The sequence below is a fragment of the Lysinibacillus sp. NPDC086135 genome, from assembly GCF_044746345.1.
In the GTDB taxonomy this organism is placed as follows: Bacteria; Bacillota; Bacilli; order Bacillales_A; family Planococcaceae; genus Lysinibacillus.
Window position 1 is genome coordinate 134,748 of the sequence record NZ_JBIVCA010000014.1, and the last position, 14,688, is coordinate 149,435.

The following is a 14,688-nucleotide window of genomic DNA, read 5'->3' on the forward strand; positions in this document are numbered from 1 at the left end:
AAGTTCTTCAATGATTGTCGAGATGATACATAAATCAAAAATCGCTGAACGTTCCTCTTTTAAAGTAACATTCAGCGATTTTTGATAGATACTTAACGACCTAATATTTTAACATCATTGAAAAAGATTATTTACTAAAGGGATTATTAAAGCCAAAGTAGCAATTTATTCAAGTAGTTAAAAGCTAAATTAAATCGAACATTCAACTACCTTTTTTTAAAACTACTCGAACTTCGCAGCTAGATAAACCAGCCCCAAACAGATGGCTATAAGTTACACTGTAATGGATTTATGTTTCTTGACACTATTTTTAGGTATACAAAAAGCACCTCATTCTTTGGTATAGAAGTCTCTAAAACATCCTCGTTCATTGAAAAGTAGATATAGTATGAGGTTCATCGCCTAATTCATGCGATTGGTAAAACTATATGTGTCGTCAAGACAAAGACGCTAAAACAAATCAGACAAAAAAGCGATACGCTATAGTCATTGTAGCGTAGCGCTATCTTCTATAGACACTGGATAGGGAGGGGTAATGGGATACCCCAATCTTGAAGGCTGTTTAAAACAGAAATTGACTGCGAACGTTAAATCATTCAAGAATCCCACTGGAGCCAGCTTGGCCGTTTACGGGTGGAAGTCTCAATTCTATGAAATAAACTTGGACTGTTCATTTATTTATTGTTTATAACCTTTCGTAACTGTATCCTTTCTTTATTGTATTTCCTGTGCCAATTCGGCAAGACGCTCTTCATTAATAATGTGATAGCCATTCTTTATCTTCTCTAAAATTTTTTCTTCGCAAAATTGCGCAAGTACATATAATAAATGTCGATAGGAAACCCCTAAATATTCACAGATTTCAGTATGCTTTTCTTTATAAACTCCTTGATCTGACGAAAATTGAATAAATGCAGCCAATCGATTTTCAAGTGGAAATGCTTGATTTTGTGTATATTTTGACGTCATTTTGAACGCCTTTTCCCCTAAAAACACACAAAGTTTACGCAAAAATAGTACATCCGTGAGTAACTTTTCTTTGCAGGACTGTGTAATCGAAAAACAAATCGTCTCGGTTACTGTCTGAATCCCCTTCGTATATCTTGCCTCATTAAGCAACTCAATTTCCCCCATAAAACGTGGTGCCTCCAAGTAATCGATAAGCGAGACCTTGCCATTTTTATGTGTCATGTATAGCTTCGCCTTTCCTTCGATCATGTAGTATAGCGTATCTGGAAATGACCCTTCTTGAAAAATCCATTCCCCTTTGTCAAACTTACATATTTCTAGAAATGGATCAATTTCAAAAGAAAAAAAATCATCTATTGGATATTTATCAAGATAATAAGAACGTTCTTCAGCTGTCAGTATATGCATTATTTTACTCTCTCCTCCGAAATGTGAGATATCTCACATTATTGTAACGATGAACGTGCTATTATTCAACATAGTTAAATTGGAGGTACAAAAAAATTTATGAACAATCAACGATGGCTTTCTCAAAATTTCTTTGCATTTTTCTTTACATGGGGTATTTTCTTACCTTACTGGACTGGTTGGCTTGTTGATGCCAAACATCTTACTGTTTCACAGGCTAGCGTCGTAATGGGCTGTGGTCTTTTAGCACGAGCAACATCAAATCTATTTTTCTTCCCGACGCTTGCAAAATATGTGCATAATAAACGACTCATTAGTATTCTTGCAATAGGTGCACTAATCACAACTTTACTTTACATACTAAGCACGAGCTTTATCTCGCTTCTTATTGTTACCCTTTTATTTAGCGTTTTCTATCCGGCACTGCTACCTGCCGTTGAAAGTAGTGCGGCAACGCTCGTACAGCATGGAAATGTACACTATGGCAAAAGCCGTTCCTATGGTTCCCTTGGCTTTGTCATTGCAGTATTAATCATTAGTATGCTGACAGGTGCATTTGGCAATGACATTATCTTCTGGAGTATGGTGGTCGGCCTGATCGGTATGCTGCTGATGCAACAAATGGCAACACCTAAAGAGTTACTCGTTGTACCGACGAAAGAACAACGGGCAAAATCATTGTCGATGAAAACATTATGGTCTATTAAAGGCTTCCCTATTGTTTTATTAGTCGTTATTCTGTTGCAAGGCGCACATGCTTCTTATTACAGCTATGGCTATTTATATTTAGGGGATTTACATGTTGATCCATTCTATATGGGGATGATTATTAACATCGCCGTTATTTGCGAAATTTTATACTTTATGAAGGCTGATACATTATTTAAAAAATGGTGTTCATCATCTTTATTACTTTTAGCAGCAAGTAGTTCTTCGCTACGTTGGTTACTTATTTACCTATTCCCTAATGTCTGGGTATTTATCGCTTCTCAAACATTGCATGCATTTTCTTTCGCTCTCGCACATTTCGCTTTTATCGGCTATTTAACAAAAACATTGCCGAAGGAGCAAATTCCAAATGCACAAGGCATTTACTCTGCATTAGCAATGGGATTAAGTACAGCGATCCTTACATTTTTAGGCGGCTATTTATACGAAATCTCTCCTGGACTGTCATTTGCAGCAATGCTTATTTGTACCGTTCCAGCAATCGGGATACTGCTTGCTACTAGAAATAAATATCACTATTAAAAAAATGCAGGTAGGAAAGTTCTTTGATCTTTCCTACCTGCTTTTCTAAACGCTCACATTGGATAATTAGAAAATCCAAGCTATCTATACAACTGGCCACTTTTCCTTTCTCAATACGTTAAGAAGTTCAGGACCAATATTTAAATTGCTTTGTACTAGCTCAGATGGAGTAAGAGCCATCCATTGATTTAACGAAACATCCTGAAATCTATCACTTTTAAACATTTCAAGAAACCATAATGTCTCTGTGCCGGTATTCTCAATGTAGTGACCATTTGCAAACGGCACGTACCCTACATCTCCTGCACGATAATCGAATGTTCGAGCCATACCATTTGCAGCAAACACTGTCATACGGCCTTGACCTTGAAGGTAATATTGCCATTCGTCGTTATTCGGGTGCCAATGCAGCTCTCTCATTGCACCAGGCTTAATCTCGACAAGCGCTGCGGCGATATTTTTTGAAATAGGAAAGTTTGTTGAATCCACAATTCTAACGCTACCACCAGGAGTTTTAATAGGAGTTTGGGCAAGCAGGCGATGCTTGAAGGTTTGAGGGACTGTACCGTATGGGGATTGTACTTTTTGTGAGTCTAGAGGTCCTGGAACCTTAGCTTGATAAATATAGACCTGTTCTTTCGGGATATGTTTAAAAGCACTCAAAGGAACGCCAAAGTTAGAGGACAGCACATCTTTAGGAGTATGAGCAAACCAATCAGATATTGAAAATGTACTAAGATCTGAAAAATGTCCATCATCAAACACCAGTAAAAATTCACAGCCATCATCAAGACCCTGTATGGAATGTGGAATTCCAGGTGGGAAATACCATAAATCTCCCGGTCCTACATCAGCAATGAAATTACGCCCATTTTGATCGACTGCTGTAATGCGTGCATGACCAAGAAGCATATACGACCATTCTGCTTGTTGATGCCAATGCAGTTCCCGTACTCCACCTGGTGTCAAACTCATATTAACACCTGCCAATGTAGTGGCGATTGGCAAATCACGAACAGTAATTTCTCGAGACCAACCGCCATGTTTTAAAACCATATGCGTATCAGAAAAAGAGAATTTTAAATTTGGTACAAGTCCAGCATCTGTTTTTGGAGGGACAAGCATATTAGGATTTTCCAGATCTCTCATAAAATCTCTCGGCCCTTTATCAACCCACCCCGCCCCATCTTTCCGAATAGGCTGCGGAACATAAGAATAGCCCTCTGGCATGTTCTCCAATGATTCACCTCTTCATAAAGAAATCGTTATGTAAATATGTATGGATTCTTTACTCGGATTATTCTTTCCCTTTCAGTTTAGTTGCGAGGATAGCAGAGGATGTTGGTGTCAAATAGATTTCTGTAGCTCTTAATTCATTATGATTTAACCAAAAGTCCCTAACCTTATCAGGTTTCCCTCTCCATTCTTCTGGAAAATGTTCTTCTGGTGTAAAATCGTCCATCACTAACATACCCCCAACTGCTATTGCCTCCAATAGTTGTACGCCTTCAATCGTTTTGGCAGCAGCTGCATCAGCAAAAATAAATTGAAAAGGACCCTTCGCTATCACTTCTTTCCAGTCACCTACTAAAAATTCTGCCTGCTGATGATGAAGTGTTTGAGCAGTAGCATCGATTTTTTCCTTTGCATGATCAACTGAGACAAACTGAACATTTGGTGCAATGGTAGAAAGTATCCAAGCACTGCCTACCCCAAAGCCAGTCCCGACTTCAAGGATTGTCCCATGTGTAATTTGACTAACAAGCACTGACAACAATCTTCCTGCCTCATCTGAGCAAGAATACTCGAAATCATGTCTTTGGCCTAACATTTTACATGCCTTCACCATTTCCGGAATATATGTATTGGAGCGATATTTCGATAACATAATGACCAATCACCTTTACGATTTTAAACTATATATTCGCTTTTCCCCTTAAAATCCCTTTGTAAAACATCGCTTCCTTAAATAGAGGTGCGATGCAGTTTTTCATAAATTTATTTCTTTTTCAGAGTAATCGCTACTTATATATAACGGTTTTACCTAAAATGCTTAACCCATCTTATTTTATTATCCCTTTTTAACCATATTTACAGTTGGAATGTTATCAAATAATTTTACATATATTTACTTCAGGATAGCTTACATTATGCATCGCCCCAAACGTCTTTGCAGTTTGCTATCACACCATTATTTTAATTTCCCAGATAAATCAAGTATTATTTGAGGTCCGCAAAAGCCTTCGAACGCTGCGGCTTTTCATAGTATAAAAAGATAAAAATGGGGAGTTGTACCGATGAATGCAATATCTATCCTACTGTCAGTGGTATAGTAACAAATTAAAAGTTAGTAGACCAAATGAATAAATTAAATTTTAGAGCGCAGTTTTAATCGCTCTTTTTTTAATTAAATACTCATATTGTTCATTTAGTTGCTGTAGCGTATGGTGGCACGGCGGCTATTTCCATGATAAAATTTACATATATTACATAACGAGGTGCTAACATGGAAAATAATACTTTAGTTTGTAAGGCTTGTGGTAGTGATTCCTTCGCACAAGGTGAATTAGGCGGATCTATGGCAAATGTAAAACCCATTAAGCTCGATATGGTCCATTTTTCGAGTTCGCCACTAATTTTGACTATTTGTACGAATTGCGGAGAAGTAGCTTCAATGAAAGTTAAGAAAGTTGAGAAGTTTAAATAGTCTCTTATAGTTAAACTTTGGGTCACTTCCAGCCGAGTGACTCTTTATTAGTTTCTTTCCTCTTGTAAGATTACTTACTTGGATTAAAAATTAATCATTTAGAAATGAACTACTCAAGCACTATAGGAACTGTTCTAGCTCAAAAGTACTGAAATCAACCTTTCAGCCACATCAGAGCAAGAATCTAATAACCTTTTTCTTTACCAATTTGGGAATACATGAATTTTGCTAATATAAAAATAACAATAAAATCAATTATGCCTCGGCATAATTACGTCCGGAATGGCTTTGTGCTTAGGCATATAAATGTTTTTTGCGCGAAAGCGTAGTGCTAACGCAGCGTCAGCAACATGTTTTTTGCCTGTGCGAAAGCGCAGCGTCAGCAACAGCACCGATATTGGTCACTCAGTCGTTGCCACATGACGTGGCGTTCTTAGACTGGGTTCCTCTGTTTGAACACACGTATAAACCCGCATTTATCTCACCACCTATAGGAGTGGTAGACTTCTGTAGCTGACGCTTCGCCTTTTCTACAAAAAACATTTGCTGAAAGAAGTTAAAGAAAATCCGTTCCATATCTAAAAAATAGGAGGTGGATAACATGCATTATTTCCAAGTTTTTTTCCTTACTTTATTTTTAAGTGTCGTCAGCTTTTTTGCTTTAGGCGCAACAGGATTCCTTGACTATATTGATGGTATACTAATGTCTATTGGGCTAATAATAGTTACTTTACTTTCTATTATTATGAGCTTATTAGTGAGCATTAATAGACAATTAAAAAAGAGAGTGTAAATGGATAAAACGACAAAAAAGGAAGACCTTTTATTGGGAGAATTAATTCACCATAACCAACCCTAGAAAAGAGGTCTTCCGCTACACATATAGGACAGTGTGTTTTTGTTGTAGCGATTTTCATAATAGCAATTGGAAATAATTCTAAAAGGCACAATAAAAACTCATTATAAAGAAACTACGCTAAACCATTAATACATAATAAGTATATATTTCACTAAAGTAATTTAGCATATTTTTGAATATATCCTCCAAAAAACAAGTTCAAACATAAAATATTTCCCCTTGTGTAATTTACCCCAAGCACGCTCACTTCACTAATTCTAGAATATATGAATATAAATGATTACATGATTTCCTTTACTAACCTCGATTTTTTCTCAAAAAAAAACGATTTGTCGGAAAAGTAGTTGCAATTGCATTTTTCGCAAAAATATTATGGTAAAATATCTCTTTATTCTTTAAGCATCAGGAAAGATGGGAAGATATGGAGAAAAACAAATCAAAAAAAAATTATGAAGGATTTTAGCCCGAAAGACGCTATTTTTGTATACTCTTCTTTTACATTCGTTTGTGTAGCAATCATTTTCGCTTTAATAGTTTATGATGTATTCGCAATACGTGATTTCCTATCATTCAATCAGCCATTCACCATGGTAATAAGCGTAGTTCTCGCTTCACTTGGTCTACTTTTGTTTGGAGTAATTTTAACATTGTTTATTCCATCGAAATACATAGACGAAACTAACCAAATCTATCAAGACTATTCGTTGTTAAGTATTGGTGCCTTTATGTTTATAGGCGCGTTATTTGAAGAATTTTTGTTTAGGGGAATTATTCAAAATTTACTTCTTGTATTTCTAGAACACCAATGCACTGCAATTATCATTACAACTTTATTGTTCATAGGGATGCATACACAATACTTCAAAAAACCTATAATGTTAATAAATATAACCGTTCCAAGTACAATTTTCGGATGGATTTATTGTCAAACAAACAATATCTTAGTACCTTTTCTTGTACATTTTTTTAATGAATATCGGTATGACACTATTATTCAAATACAATTTTAATAAAAGTTAAACATTAAGATATACACGAGATTGAATAGACTTGTCGACGCAATAGCTTGATAAATTAATTCCTATCAACAATTGAATCATGCCAAACTCTTCACTTGAATTAATTATTCTCTTCTCAAAAGGTTACGCCTGAAAAGAGCCACCAAGATCAATTGATAATTTATAGCGGAATCATAAATTTTCCATTACAAATAATAACAAATCGTTTATAATACTATTTGAATGAAAAAACACGATTCGGTTGGTAGTCCGGATGCATCATTAATATGATGTCAGTAACCTTCCCCTCCTCGGGATGTCCATCATTCGATTTTAATATGAGGAGGGACCTACTATGAAACTAACCATTTTTTATGATGGCCAATTTTATATAGGGCTAATTGAAACCATTTCCGAAAACAAATACAAAGCATACAAGTATACTTTTGGGAATGAACCTAAAGATCAAGAAGTCTTTGATTTTGTAAATAAAAATTTGTTGGATTTTATCAAAAATAATGATAAACATGATGGAATACCTATCCAACAAATTAAAATGAAGAAAATCAACCCTAAAAGGCTTCAAAGAAAAGTTGCAAAAGAACTAAGGAATCCAAGTATCACCTCTAAGGCCGAAGAAGCGATAAAAGCAGAATTGGCACTTAGAAAAAAAGAAAAATCTATTACCAGTAAACGACTTAAAGAAGAACGCAAAGAATATATTCGAAAGATCAAAGTTCAAAAGTCTAAAAATAAACATAAAGGTAGGTAATATCATTCTTTTTACTGACAACTAATGTTGTCAGTTTTTTTATTAGGGATTTGCTAAACTTTTAATATTCTCCCACCTTTTTCTTTAAAAATCGGGGACTTCTTTCAGGGGAAGTTAATTTTGTCAAATTTGTCTTCCGCATGCCATGAATCACTCTCTTATAAATAGCATTTATCTTTCATACCCGTAAGCATTTATTGATCTTACTATTCGAGTTCAAGCTTTACCTTTCTAGTTATTATGAGTGTGGTTTTTGTCGCAGGAAATTCGAAAAGCGGGCTTCTTTTAGAATCTACCTAAAACTTTATTTTTTCTTGCTTGCAATTTCAAAAAGGATATTTAAGCCTTTTTCCAGCTCTACTTCTGTTCCATAGGCATATGATAATCGAATATGCTGAGTATCTTGCGGATCGTAAATATAGCCAGGATTAATGAGAACTTGTCGATGCAATAGCTTGGTGAATAACTCTTTATCAACGATTGGCTCATGAAACTTTAGCCAAATATAAAAGCCACCTTTCGGCTTATCCCAACTAGCAATGTCCTCAAATTTTTCTTGTAATATACCCTCAACAAAATTGACCCTCCGTATTAATTCTTTCCGCAAACTCTTAATATGCTTTTCATACTTCCCTGATTGCAACCAATGCAGCACAATTTCCTGTGAGATGGCGCTTGATCCGTAATCTGTTTGCATTTTTATATCTGCTAATCGCTCAATTACTGTAGTTGGACCTATTAACCAGCCAATACGAAGTCCGGGGCTTAATGTTTTCGAAACACTGCCAATATAAAGGACTTGCCCGCTTTCATCCATTGATTTAATTGGAGGCGCTGTGGCTTCAAAGAGCAATTCATGATAGACGTCATCCTCAATAATAGGAATACGAGATGCTTTACACGCTTGATATAGTTGCCTTTTTTCAAACGACGTCCATACCTCACCAGTCGGATTGTTTAAAGTGGGAACAGCATAAAATACCGCCTGCCTTTTTCTTTTCTTTTGGGCTAACGTTTGTGCGAGCTGTTCATCACGATCGATAGACAGCATTTGCATACCTACAGACTGGAAAGGATGGACTGAATTTAAATAAGACGTCTGTTCCTGGAATACGATAGAACCCTGTTCAAGTAGTCCTACAGCAATTAACTGCAATGCTTGAAGTGCACCAGATACAATACAAACATTTTGCGGCTTTGCATGGATCCCTCTTTTTTTCACGTATTCGCAAATTGCTTCTCGAAGTTTATCGCTACCTTGTGGTGATGAATAGCCTAAAGCTTTCGGCTGCAAAGAGAGCTCTTTCAAAGAAGCTTCAATTTCAGTGGTGGGCAATAAACTAGGTGCTAGCTCGCCAGTGCCCAATCGAATGATATCATCGCGCTGCTCATATTCATTGATTAATTGAATGGTAAGATAATTGGGCTTATGGAGACTTGTGTCTATGTACTTTTGCCAATTTGGTTGTGTTTGTACAATTAATGAATCCCAGGAATTTTGTGCCACATAAATACCTGAACCTACTTTCGATTCCAATATTCCTACCGCTTTTAACTCCTCTAACGCCTGTTGAACAGTACTACGGTTTATCCCAAACTGCATCGCTAGCTGTCTTTGTGTCGGTAGCTTTGTTCCTGCCACCCAATCCCCCCGTTCAATATGTTCAGTAATCCACTGAATAATTTGCTGCTGTAATGTCATTTTTCCCTCTCTATTTGGTTGCCAGCTCATCCGTATCACCTCAAACTTTCGAAATTGGATGGCTTAAAAACCATCCAATTGGTCGTTTTCTTTTAGTTATAACATATCTACAATGTTTAGTGAAAGGAGGTATTTCAGTGGAAGCATTTCTACATGGAATGATTTTAGCATTTGGACTTATTTTGCCCCTTGGCGTACAAAATGTCTTTGTCTTTTCCCAAGGTGCAACACAGCCCCATCTAGTTCGTGCCTTACCCGCCAGCATCACTGCCTCAATTTGTGATACGCTTCTAATACTACTTGCGGTATTTGGTTTATCTATAATTGTGTTGCAATTTGAGTGGTTACGTATCACCTTGATGAGTGTAGGGATACTTTTCTTACTCTATATGGGCTATACAATTTGGCGCTCAAATCCTGCATCTACCGATAATAACGAAGCACTTCCTGTAAAAAAACAAATTTTATTTGCAGTTTCGGTCTCTCTCTTAAATCCACATGCTATTTTAGATACAATAGGTGTTATCGGAACGAGTGCTTTAAAATATAGTGGGACGGAGCAAATGTTGTTCACTGCAGCATGTGTTTTGATTTCTTGGTTATGGTTTTTCGGTCTTATCATTGCTGGAGCATCCTTAAAAAAACTGGATAGCTCTGGTAAGCTTATGAATATTTTTAATAAATGCTCAGCGATTTTTATTTGGGGAACCGCTCTCTACCTTGTTAGTGGTTTACTGTAATCTATGTCATAAAAAACGCTCAGGATACTGTTTTTTATGAAAAGCCAAGAGTTGAGTAAGGCTCTTATATTTCCCGATCCTAAATACAATGTGCAACAAATGCAATTTTTAAGCTGAACTAATTTCGATAGTAGTTCAGCTTTATTTTTGTTTAAAGATATAGGGGTATATTTATAGTATCTGTAAATTTAACTAACGGAGCAGAGCAGTTTTAAAGTATCGAAGTAATAGTGGCTATTTTCCGGAATATTTATTTACATTTACTTAATTACATTGGATAATATGTAAAAAAAGTATAATTATAATTTGTTAGATTACGAGGTGAAGTTAATTGTTTAATAATTTAGGTATGTCTTTTATATGGATGTTACTTGCTTATACAGTCGCAACGTTAGTAGTTTTTATACATATGTTAATCTCCAATAAATTTTACGGTGTACAAAATGCGAAGCAGGCAGGAACAACTTTTTTAAAATCACCAGTTTATGTTAAATCTAGACCCTACCAGGTTCTTTACAATGTTTTAATATTTCCAATTTTTCTATGGCTATATAGCAAAGGGATTGATACGGATAATGTAAAAGAATTTATGCTTAATACGGTTATCCAATGGACAATACTTTCTATAATAATTGATTATATTAGTTGGGTTTTAATTCCCCATAAATTTAGGTTAACACATAAAGAATTTTATATTGATTATCAACCTTATATTACTTTAATCTATGTTGCAATTTTTGTTAGTCATTATATAGTAGGATTTTTCATTTCGTAAATTTTGTAGGATTCATAACCCTTTATTTTTCTTATACTTAGGGAAGCACATAATTGAAAGTGCTTTTTTACTAAAGAAAATGCTTCCCTATAATAAGTTTTCTGCGTGTTGGACAATCGAACTCCGTTTGTCGAATAAAAAAGATTATGCCATCTTGAAAATGCTATCAAAGTAATCACGCCAATAGTCAACTAGCCAATTATTATATGTATGATACAAAGGCAACAATCAATTTCTTCACATCTTTAGAATGTATTAAACAACCTCTATCGTCATACATATGAAATATTAAATTCTTATCAGTACTAATAAAGTACACAGATTGTCCAATAGAAGGTTCTCTTCCTTGTTCATAATTTCCTATACCCTTAAGTATTTCCTGGTAGGGTACAGACTTTAATTGTGCGTATACAAATTTCACTTTGTATTCATTCTTAACTTCTATTGTTTGAGACGTTACCTCATCATAATCCTTCTCTATCTCCAATAACGTTTCCTCTTCTATATTTTGATCAATTAATAAACTATACAGATATTCTGGAGTAGTATTTCCAAACATAATATCCTCTGTAACTTCCCAATCTTTTATATACATATAAATAGAATCATCGGGCTTGAACACTTCTTCAAACAATGTTGTAACTCTTTTTACAACTTGATTTAATCTATCTTCCGTTCCATTTTCATAGGGCTCGCCAAGTTCAAACCTTAGATGCAATTCACTTGTTAGGTTAGGAAAATGGCTTTCTATATACTTCATTATATTTTCCTTCATTGGAGTTATCCCTTATATAAATTCTTTCTATTATACCAAGTAACGTTACCAACCGCTTATTGAACTAGTTGAATAAGGTACAAACTAAAATTAACATATTGAGAAATATAAGAAACAATAAAACTATATGTATCCATACTATATATTTTACGAATAACCCCGCCCAAACATTCTGTCGTAAAGCATAGTGTAGAACAATAGAAAAAAATAAAAGACTGATTATTCCACGAAGGATACTACCTTCTACAAAGAATGAAACTACATTTATCAATACAGATATAATAAATAAAATGACATATACCTTAAATATCTTTTCTTTGTCTCTCGTGTTGGAATTGATACATTACTTTTCACCTCGTGTTTCTCAATTGAAGTTTCATCAAACACTTCAACCCTTGTAGAAGCTATATTTTAATTCAATGGTTTAGTAAAGAAAGTCTCCACTTGTTGGAGAAACGCTTCCGCTCTAATTTCTTTCCATAGAATACTTGACCTATCAAATGCTAACAATGTATGGCTGAATTTAATATATGTAATTTTTTCCTTATTCAACTAAATTGCGCTTCGTTAGTTCAATAAAAAAGAGCTGCATATGCAACTCAATGATCTTAATAAATGCCTCTGTTAGTACGTATGTACCACTTTTGCCAGAACAAGTGATTATAGAAGTTGAAAATTACATAATGACACTCTTATTTAAAACGTTTAATAATTTCTTCTCGTGAGTATTCATCAATCCAATCGCCGTATTTTTTATATAAAGGGTATATGGTTTCTTTATTAGTTGCGATGACCTCGCATCCTCTATCATCATAAATAAAAAAGATCACATTTTTAGTCATATTTATAAAAAACACATCTGGATAGTTTGTACCTGACCCCCATTTTTTATCAAACCTAGGTTTTAAGGGGAAATCCTCATTACACGCTGCTTTAATAAGCAATGGGAATTTAAAATCTTGTTTGCGGCACTTTAGGGAAAATCGACAAGTATAATAATCGTCAACTTCTTCAGCATCAAATACATACGGTAAAGTTTCTTGTGTTAAATGGCATTTTAATTTTTTATTTTTTACATAGCGATCATAAACCTTTATTCGATTTTTCTTAATTTTATTAGACCTGTGCTGATAAACATTCGTAACCAGAAAAATTTCATCCAAATCAGAAAAAAGTTCGTTGAAAATAGACAATGCTTGACTGTATACGCAGTCAAACATTTCGTGATTCAGACTACCATCATCTTTAAGCTGATAAATCCCCGTTCCTAATTCAAAGTGAATTCCTATACTCCATTGATGATAAAGACTAGGTGCCAAAGTAAGCCCTGGAAAAGCATTATGTAAATATTGACCTACATCTATCGTCATTCACTCCATTCTTTCTAGTGATTTTATATTACTATCATTATTATAATTACTCTAACCTGCGCCGTTAGTGAAACGTATCCATCAAGAACCCCTTGTTACCAAGCAATAGTTATTAAGTCAGGTTCAACGAACTCTATTACAAATTTAGGTGATTGGCAAAATACATACTGTTGATAGGAATCTTCTGCTGCTAAATGAATAATATTTTCAATAACCTTGGAAAGTGGCATCTTAACAAGGTAATGTACTGAAAGGTGGTAAGTCGTCTTGTAAGAAAAGATAAACTGAATTCTCGGTGTAAAGTTCTTCACCTTTTAAAAACGATGCAACCTTATCGCTATTAACATTATGTATCACGAATTTGTTATTCATTTTCTCTAAGTCTAGACTTACCCATTCATTTATTGGGATGCTCGTAATAAATTCAGTTTTCATTTTCGCCTTTTCCTCAATATCTATCAGCATAATACTTTCTTTAGTCGAAAACGGCTCCAACATCCAACCTAATTGCATCTGCAATTCATCATTTCTTTCTTTCTCTTTTTGCTTTTGTAAGAGAAACGCTAATCTTATTTTCCAATCATTCGTGTTCATAGTACACCTTCTCTGCTTACTTTTTCTCACAATAATAACTGGAGTTTTCTGTATTTTATTAAACTAATCTCTAATTTCCCATTCTACTAGCTTTCGCCCTAAAGTGCTATTTTATATACATTTTTTCTTTATTGAACTAACTTGCTTAAGTTAGTTCAATAAAGAAAAAAGGGCAACTATATGAAACTAGCATTTAATCTAATTTTTTTACAAATAAAACTCTGTCTTGATTTGGTCCGTCATATTCAGTATTTACTGATAGACCATCAACAATTCTATCTCCATTTTCAATTTCAAAACCCATCTTGGTATGATAGGCAATCGAAACTTTGTTGACAGGTGACGTTACACATCGAACAATACTTCGATTATTTTGTTTTACAGCATAAAAAAATTTATTGTATAATTGTTGTCCAATATGATGCTTTCTGTACTCAGGATGAACTCCAACAAAATGAATATACGCCTCATTTGAATGAGTTTGAGAAAGGAATCCTATTAGAAAGCCTACAAGTTTACCATCCTTTTCTGCAATGAAACTTGTTTGTGTAAAATGGTCGAAGAATAGTTTTGGTAACATATCCGACATATTCCTGCCACCCCACCAATCATTGATTAGCGGTGAAATTACATAGTAGTCTGAACCTGTAACTGAACGAATTTCCATTTTAATCCCCCTCGTATATTAGTAGTAAGAGCTCTATCCGATATAATTTCCAGTTGATCCGGACAACTGGGGATCTGTTGGGTTTCCTATAGGAGATAGTC

At 34.8% G+C, this 14,688-nt stretch carries 15 protein-coding genes; 7 read left to right on the forward strand and 8 right to left on the reverse strand.

Annotation, left to right across the window (positions count from 1 at the left end; genetic code table 11):
* Nucleotides 1-714: 714 nt before the first annotated feature.
* A complete protein-coding gene (yeiL, locus tag ACIPKN_RS18155) occupies nt 715-1,377 on the reverse strand; it encodes a transcriptional regulator YeiL (protein WP_400938638.1) in 663 nt (220 codons plus the stop codon).
* A gap of 99 nt (nt 1,378-1,476) precedes the next feature.
* Here yeiL and ACIPKN_RS18160 point away from each other — a divergent pair, with 99 nt between their 5' ends.
* On the forward strand, nt 1,477-2,628 hold the full coding sequence (locus ACIPKN_RS18160) for an MFS transporter (protein ID WP_400938640.1): 1,152 nt from the start codon (nt 1,477-1,479) through the stop codon (nt 2,626-2,628).
* Nucleotides 2,629-2,712: 84 nt separating this feature from the next.
* On the opposite strand, the gene ACIPKN_RS18165 is transcribed toward ACIPKN_RS18160, so the two are convergent.
* A complete protein-coding gene (locus ACIPKN_RS18165; RefSeq protein ID WP_400938675.1) occupies nt 2,713-3,858 on the reverse strand; it encodes an oxalate decarboxylase family bicupin in 1,146 nt (381 codons plus the stop codon).
* A 67-nt stretch (nt 3,859-3,925) separates the two neighbouring features.
* Complete coding sequence (locus tag ACIPKN_RS18170; protein WP_400938642.1) at nt 3,926-4,516, reverse strand: O-methyltransferase; 591 nt, start codon at nt 4,514-4,516, stop codon at nt 3,926-3,928.
* Nucleotides 4,517-5,134: 618 nt separating this feature from the next.
* Between ACIPKN_RS18170 and ACIPKN_RS18175 the strand changes: the two genes are divergently transcribed.
* From ACIPKN_RS18175 to ACIPKN_RS18190, 4 genes are all read left to right on the forward strand, one after another.
* Complete coding sequence (locus ACIPKN_RS18175) at nt 5,135-5,335, forward strand: hypothetical protein (protein WP_400938645.1); 201 nt, start codon at nt 5,135-5,137, stop codon at nt 5,333-5,335.
* A 601-nt stretch (nt 5,336-5,936) separates the two neighbouring features.
* The gene (locus tag ACIPKN_RS18180) at nt 5,937-6,128 is read left to right on the forward strand and encodes a hypothetical protein (RefSeq protein ID WP_400938647.1); all 192 of its coding nucleotides are present in this window, start codon (nt 5,937-5,939) and stop codon (nt 6,126-6,128) included.
* Nucleotides 6,129-6,919: 791 nt separating this feature from the next.
* On the forward strand, nt 6,920-7,204 hold the full coding sequence (locus ACIPKN_RS18185) for a CPBP family intramembrane glutamic endopeptidase (protein ID WP_400938677.1): 285 nt from the start codon (nt 6,920-6,922) through the stop codon (nt 7,202-7,204).
* Nucleotides 7,205-7,547: 343 nt separating this feature from the next.
* On the forward strand, nt 7,548-7,964 hold the full coding sequence (locus ACIPKN_RS18190) for a YjdF family protein (protein ID WP_400938650.1): 417 nt from the start codon (nt 7,548-7,550) through the stop codon (nt 7,962-7,964).
* 304 nt (nt 7,965-8,268) lie between these two features.
* Here ACIPKN_RS18190 and ACIPKN_RS18195 read toward each other — a convergent pair whose 3' ends face one another.
* Nucleotides 8,269-9,696 carry an aminotransferase-like domain-containing protein gene (locus tag ACIPKN_RS18195; protein ID WP_400938652.1) on the reverse strand — a complete coding sequence of 476 codons (1,428 nt, stop codon included), beginning with the start codon at nt 9,694-9,696 and terminating at the stop codon, nt 8,269-8,271.
* A gap of 107 nt (nt 9,697-9,803) precedes the next feature.
* On the opposite strand from ACIPKN_RS18195, the gene ACIPKN_RS18200 reads away from it, so the two are divergent.
* On the forward strand, nt 9,804-10,406 hold the full coding sequence (locus ACIPKN_RS18200; RefSeq protein WP_323657699.1) for a LysE/ArgO family amino acid transporter: 603 nt from the start codon (nt 9,804-9,806) through the stop codon (nt 10,404-10,406).
* Nucleotides 10,407-10,737: 331 nt separating this feature from the next.
* Entirely contained in the window at nt 10,738-11,181 is a 444-nt protein-coding gene (locus ACIPKN_RS18205; RefSeq protein ID WP_400938656.1) for a hypothetical protein, read from the forward strand.
* Between the two features lie 202 nt (nt 11,182-11,383).
* Here ACIPKN_RS18205 and ACIPKN_RS18210 read toward each other — a convergent pair whose 3' ends face one another.
* From ACIPKN_RS18210 to ACIPKN_RS18225, 4 genes are all read right to left on the reverse strand, one after another.
* Nucleotides 11,384-11,956, reverse strand: a complete 573-nt coding sequence (locus ACIPKN_RS18210) for a DUF3885 domain-containing protein (RefSeq protein ID WP_400938658.1) — start codon at nt 11,954-11,956, stop codon at nt 11,384-11,386.
* A 692-nt stretch (nt 11,957-12,648) separates the two neighbouring features.
* Nucleotides 12,649-13,326 carry a DUF3885 domain-containing protein gene (locus ACIPKN_RS18215; RefSeq protein ID WP_400938660.1) on the reverse strand — a complete coding sequence of 226 codons (678 nt, stop codon included), beginning with the start codon at nt 13,324-13,326 and terminating at the stop codon, nt 12,649-12,651.
* Between the two features lie 231 nt (nt 13,327-13,557).
* Complete coding sequence (locus ACIPKN_RS18220; RefSeq protein WP_400938663.1) at nt 13,558-13,920, reverse strand: hypothetical protein; 363 nt, start codon at nt 13,918-13,920, stop codon at nt 13,558-13,560.
* Between the two features lie 193 nt (nt 13,921-14,113).
* The gene (locus ACIPKN_RS18225) at nt 14,114-14,587 is read right to left on the reverse strand and encodes a GNAT family N-acetyltransferase (RefSeq protein ID WP_323657658.1); all 474 of its coding nucleotides are present in this window, start codon (nt 14,585-14,587) and stop codon (nt 14,114-14,116) included.
* Between the last annotated feature and the right edge of the window lie 101 nt (nt 14,588-14,688).

Excerpts from the sequence above, each read along its gene's own strand:
- ACIPKN_RS18195 (WP_400938652.1), bottom strand. The coding sequence starts at position 9,696 with ATGAGCTGGCAACCAAATAGAGAGGGAAAAATGACATTACAGCAGCAA.
- ACIPKN_RS18180 (WP_400938647.1), top strand. The coding sequence starts at position 5,937 with ATGCATTATTTCCAAGTTTTTTTCCTTACTTTATTTTTAAGTGTCGTC.
- ACIPKN_RS18220 (WP_400938663.1), bottom strand. The coding sequence starts at position 13,920 with ATGAACACGAATGATTGGAAAATAAGATTAGCGTTTCTCTTACAAAAG.
- ACIPKN_RS18215 (WP_400938660.1), bottom strand. The coding sequence starts at position 13,326 with ATGACGATAGATGTAGGTCAATATTTACATAATGCTTTTCCAGGGCTT.
- ACIPKN_RS18175 (WP_400938645.1), top strand. The coding sequence starts at position 5,135 with ATGGAAAATAATACTTTAGTTTGTAAGGCTTGTGGTAGTGATTCCTTC.
- ACIPKN_RS18210 (WP_400938658.1), bottom strand. The coding sequence starts at position 11,956 with ATGAAGGAAAATATAATGAAGTATATAGAAAGCCATTTTCCTAACCTA.
- ACIPKN_RS18190 (WP_400938650.1), top strand. The coding sequence starts at position 7,548 with ATGAAACTAACCATTTTTTATGATGGCCAATTTTATATAGGGCTAATT.
- ACIPKN_RS18170 (WP_400938642.1), bottom strand. The coding sequence starts at position 4,516 with ATGTTATCGAAATATCGCTCCAATACATATATTCCGGAAATGGTGAAG.
- yeiL (WP_400938638.1), bottom strand. The coding sequence starts at position 1,377 with ATGCATATACTGACAGCTGAAGAACGTTCTTATTATCTTGATAAATAT.
- ACIPKN_RS18225 (WP_323657658.1), bottom strand. The coding sequence starts at position 14,587 with ATGGAAATTCGTTCAGTTACAGGTTCAGACTACTATGTAATTTCACCG.
- ACIPKN_RS18160 (WP_400938640.1), top strand. The coding sequence starts at position 1,477 with ATGAACAATCAACGATGGCTTTCTCAAAATTTCTTTGCATTTTTCTTT.
- ACIPKN_RS18165 (WP_400938675.1), bottom strand. The coding sequence starts at position 3,858 with ATGCCAGAGGGCTATTCTTATGTTCCGCAGCCTATTCGGAAAGATGGG.
- ACIPKN_RS18185 (WP_400938677.1), top strand. The coding sequence starts at position 6,920 with ATGTTTATAGGCGCGTTATTTGAAGAATTTTTGTTTAGGGGAATTATT.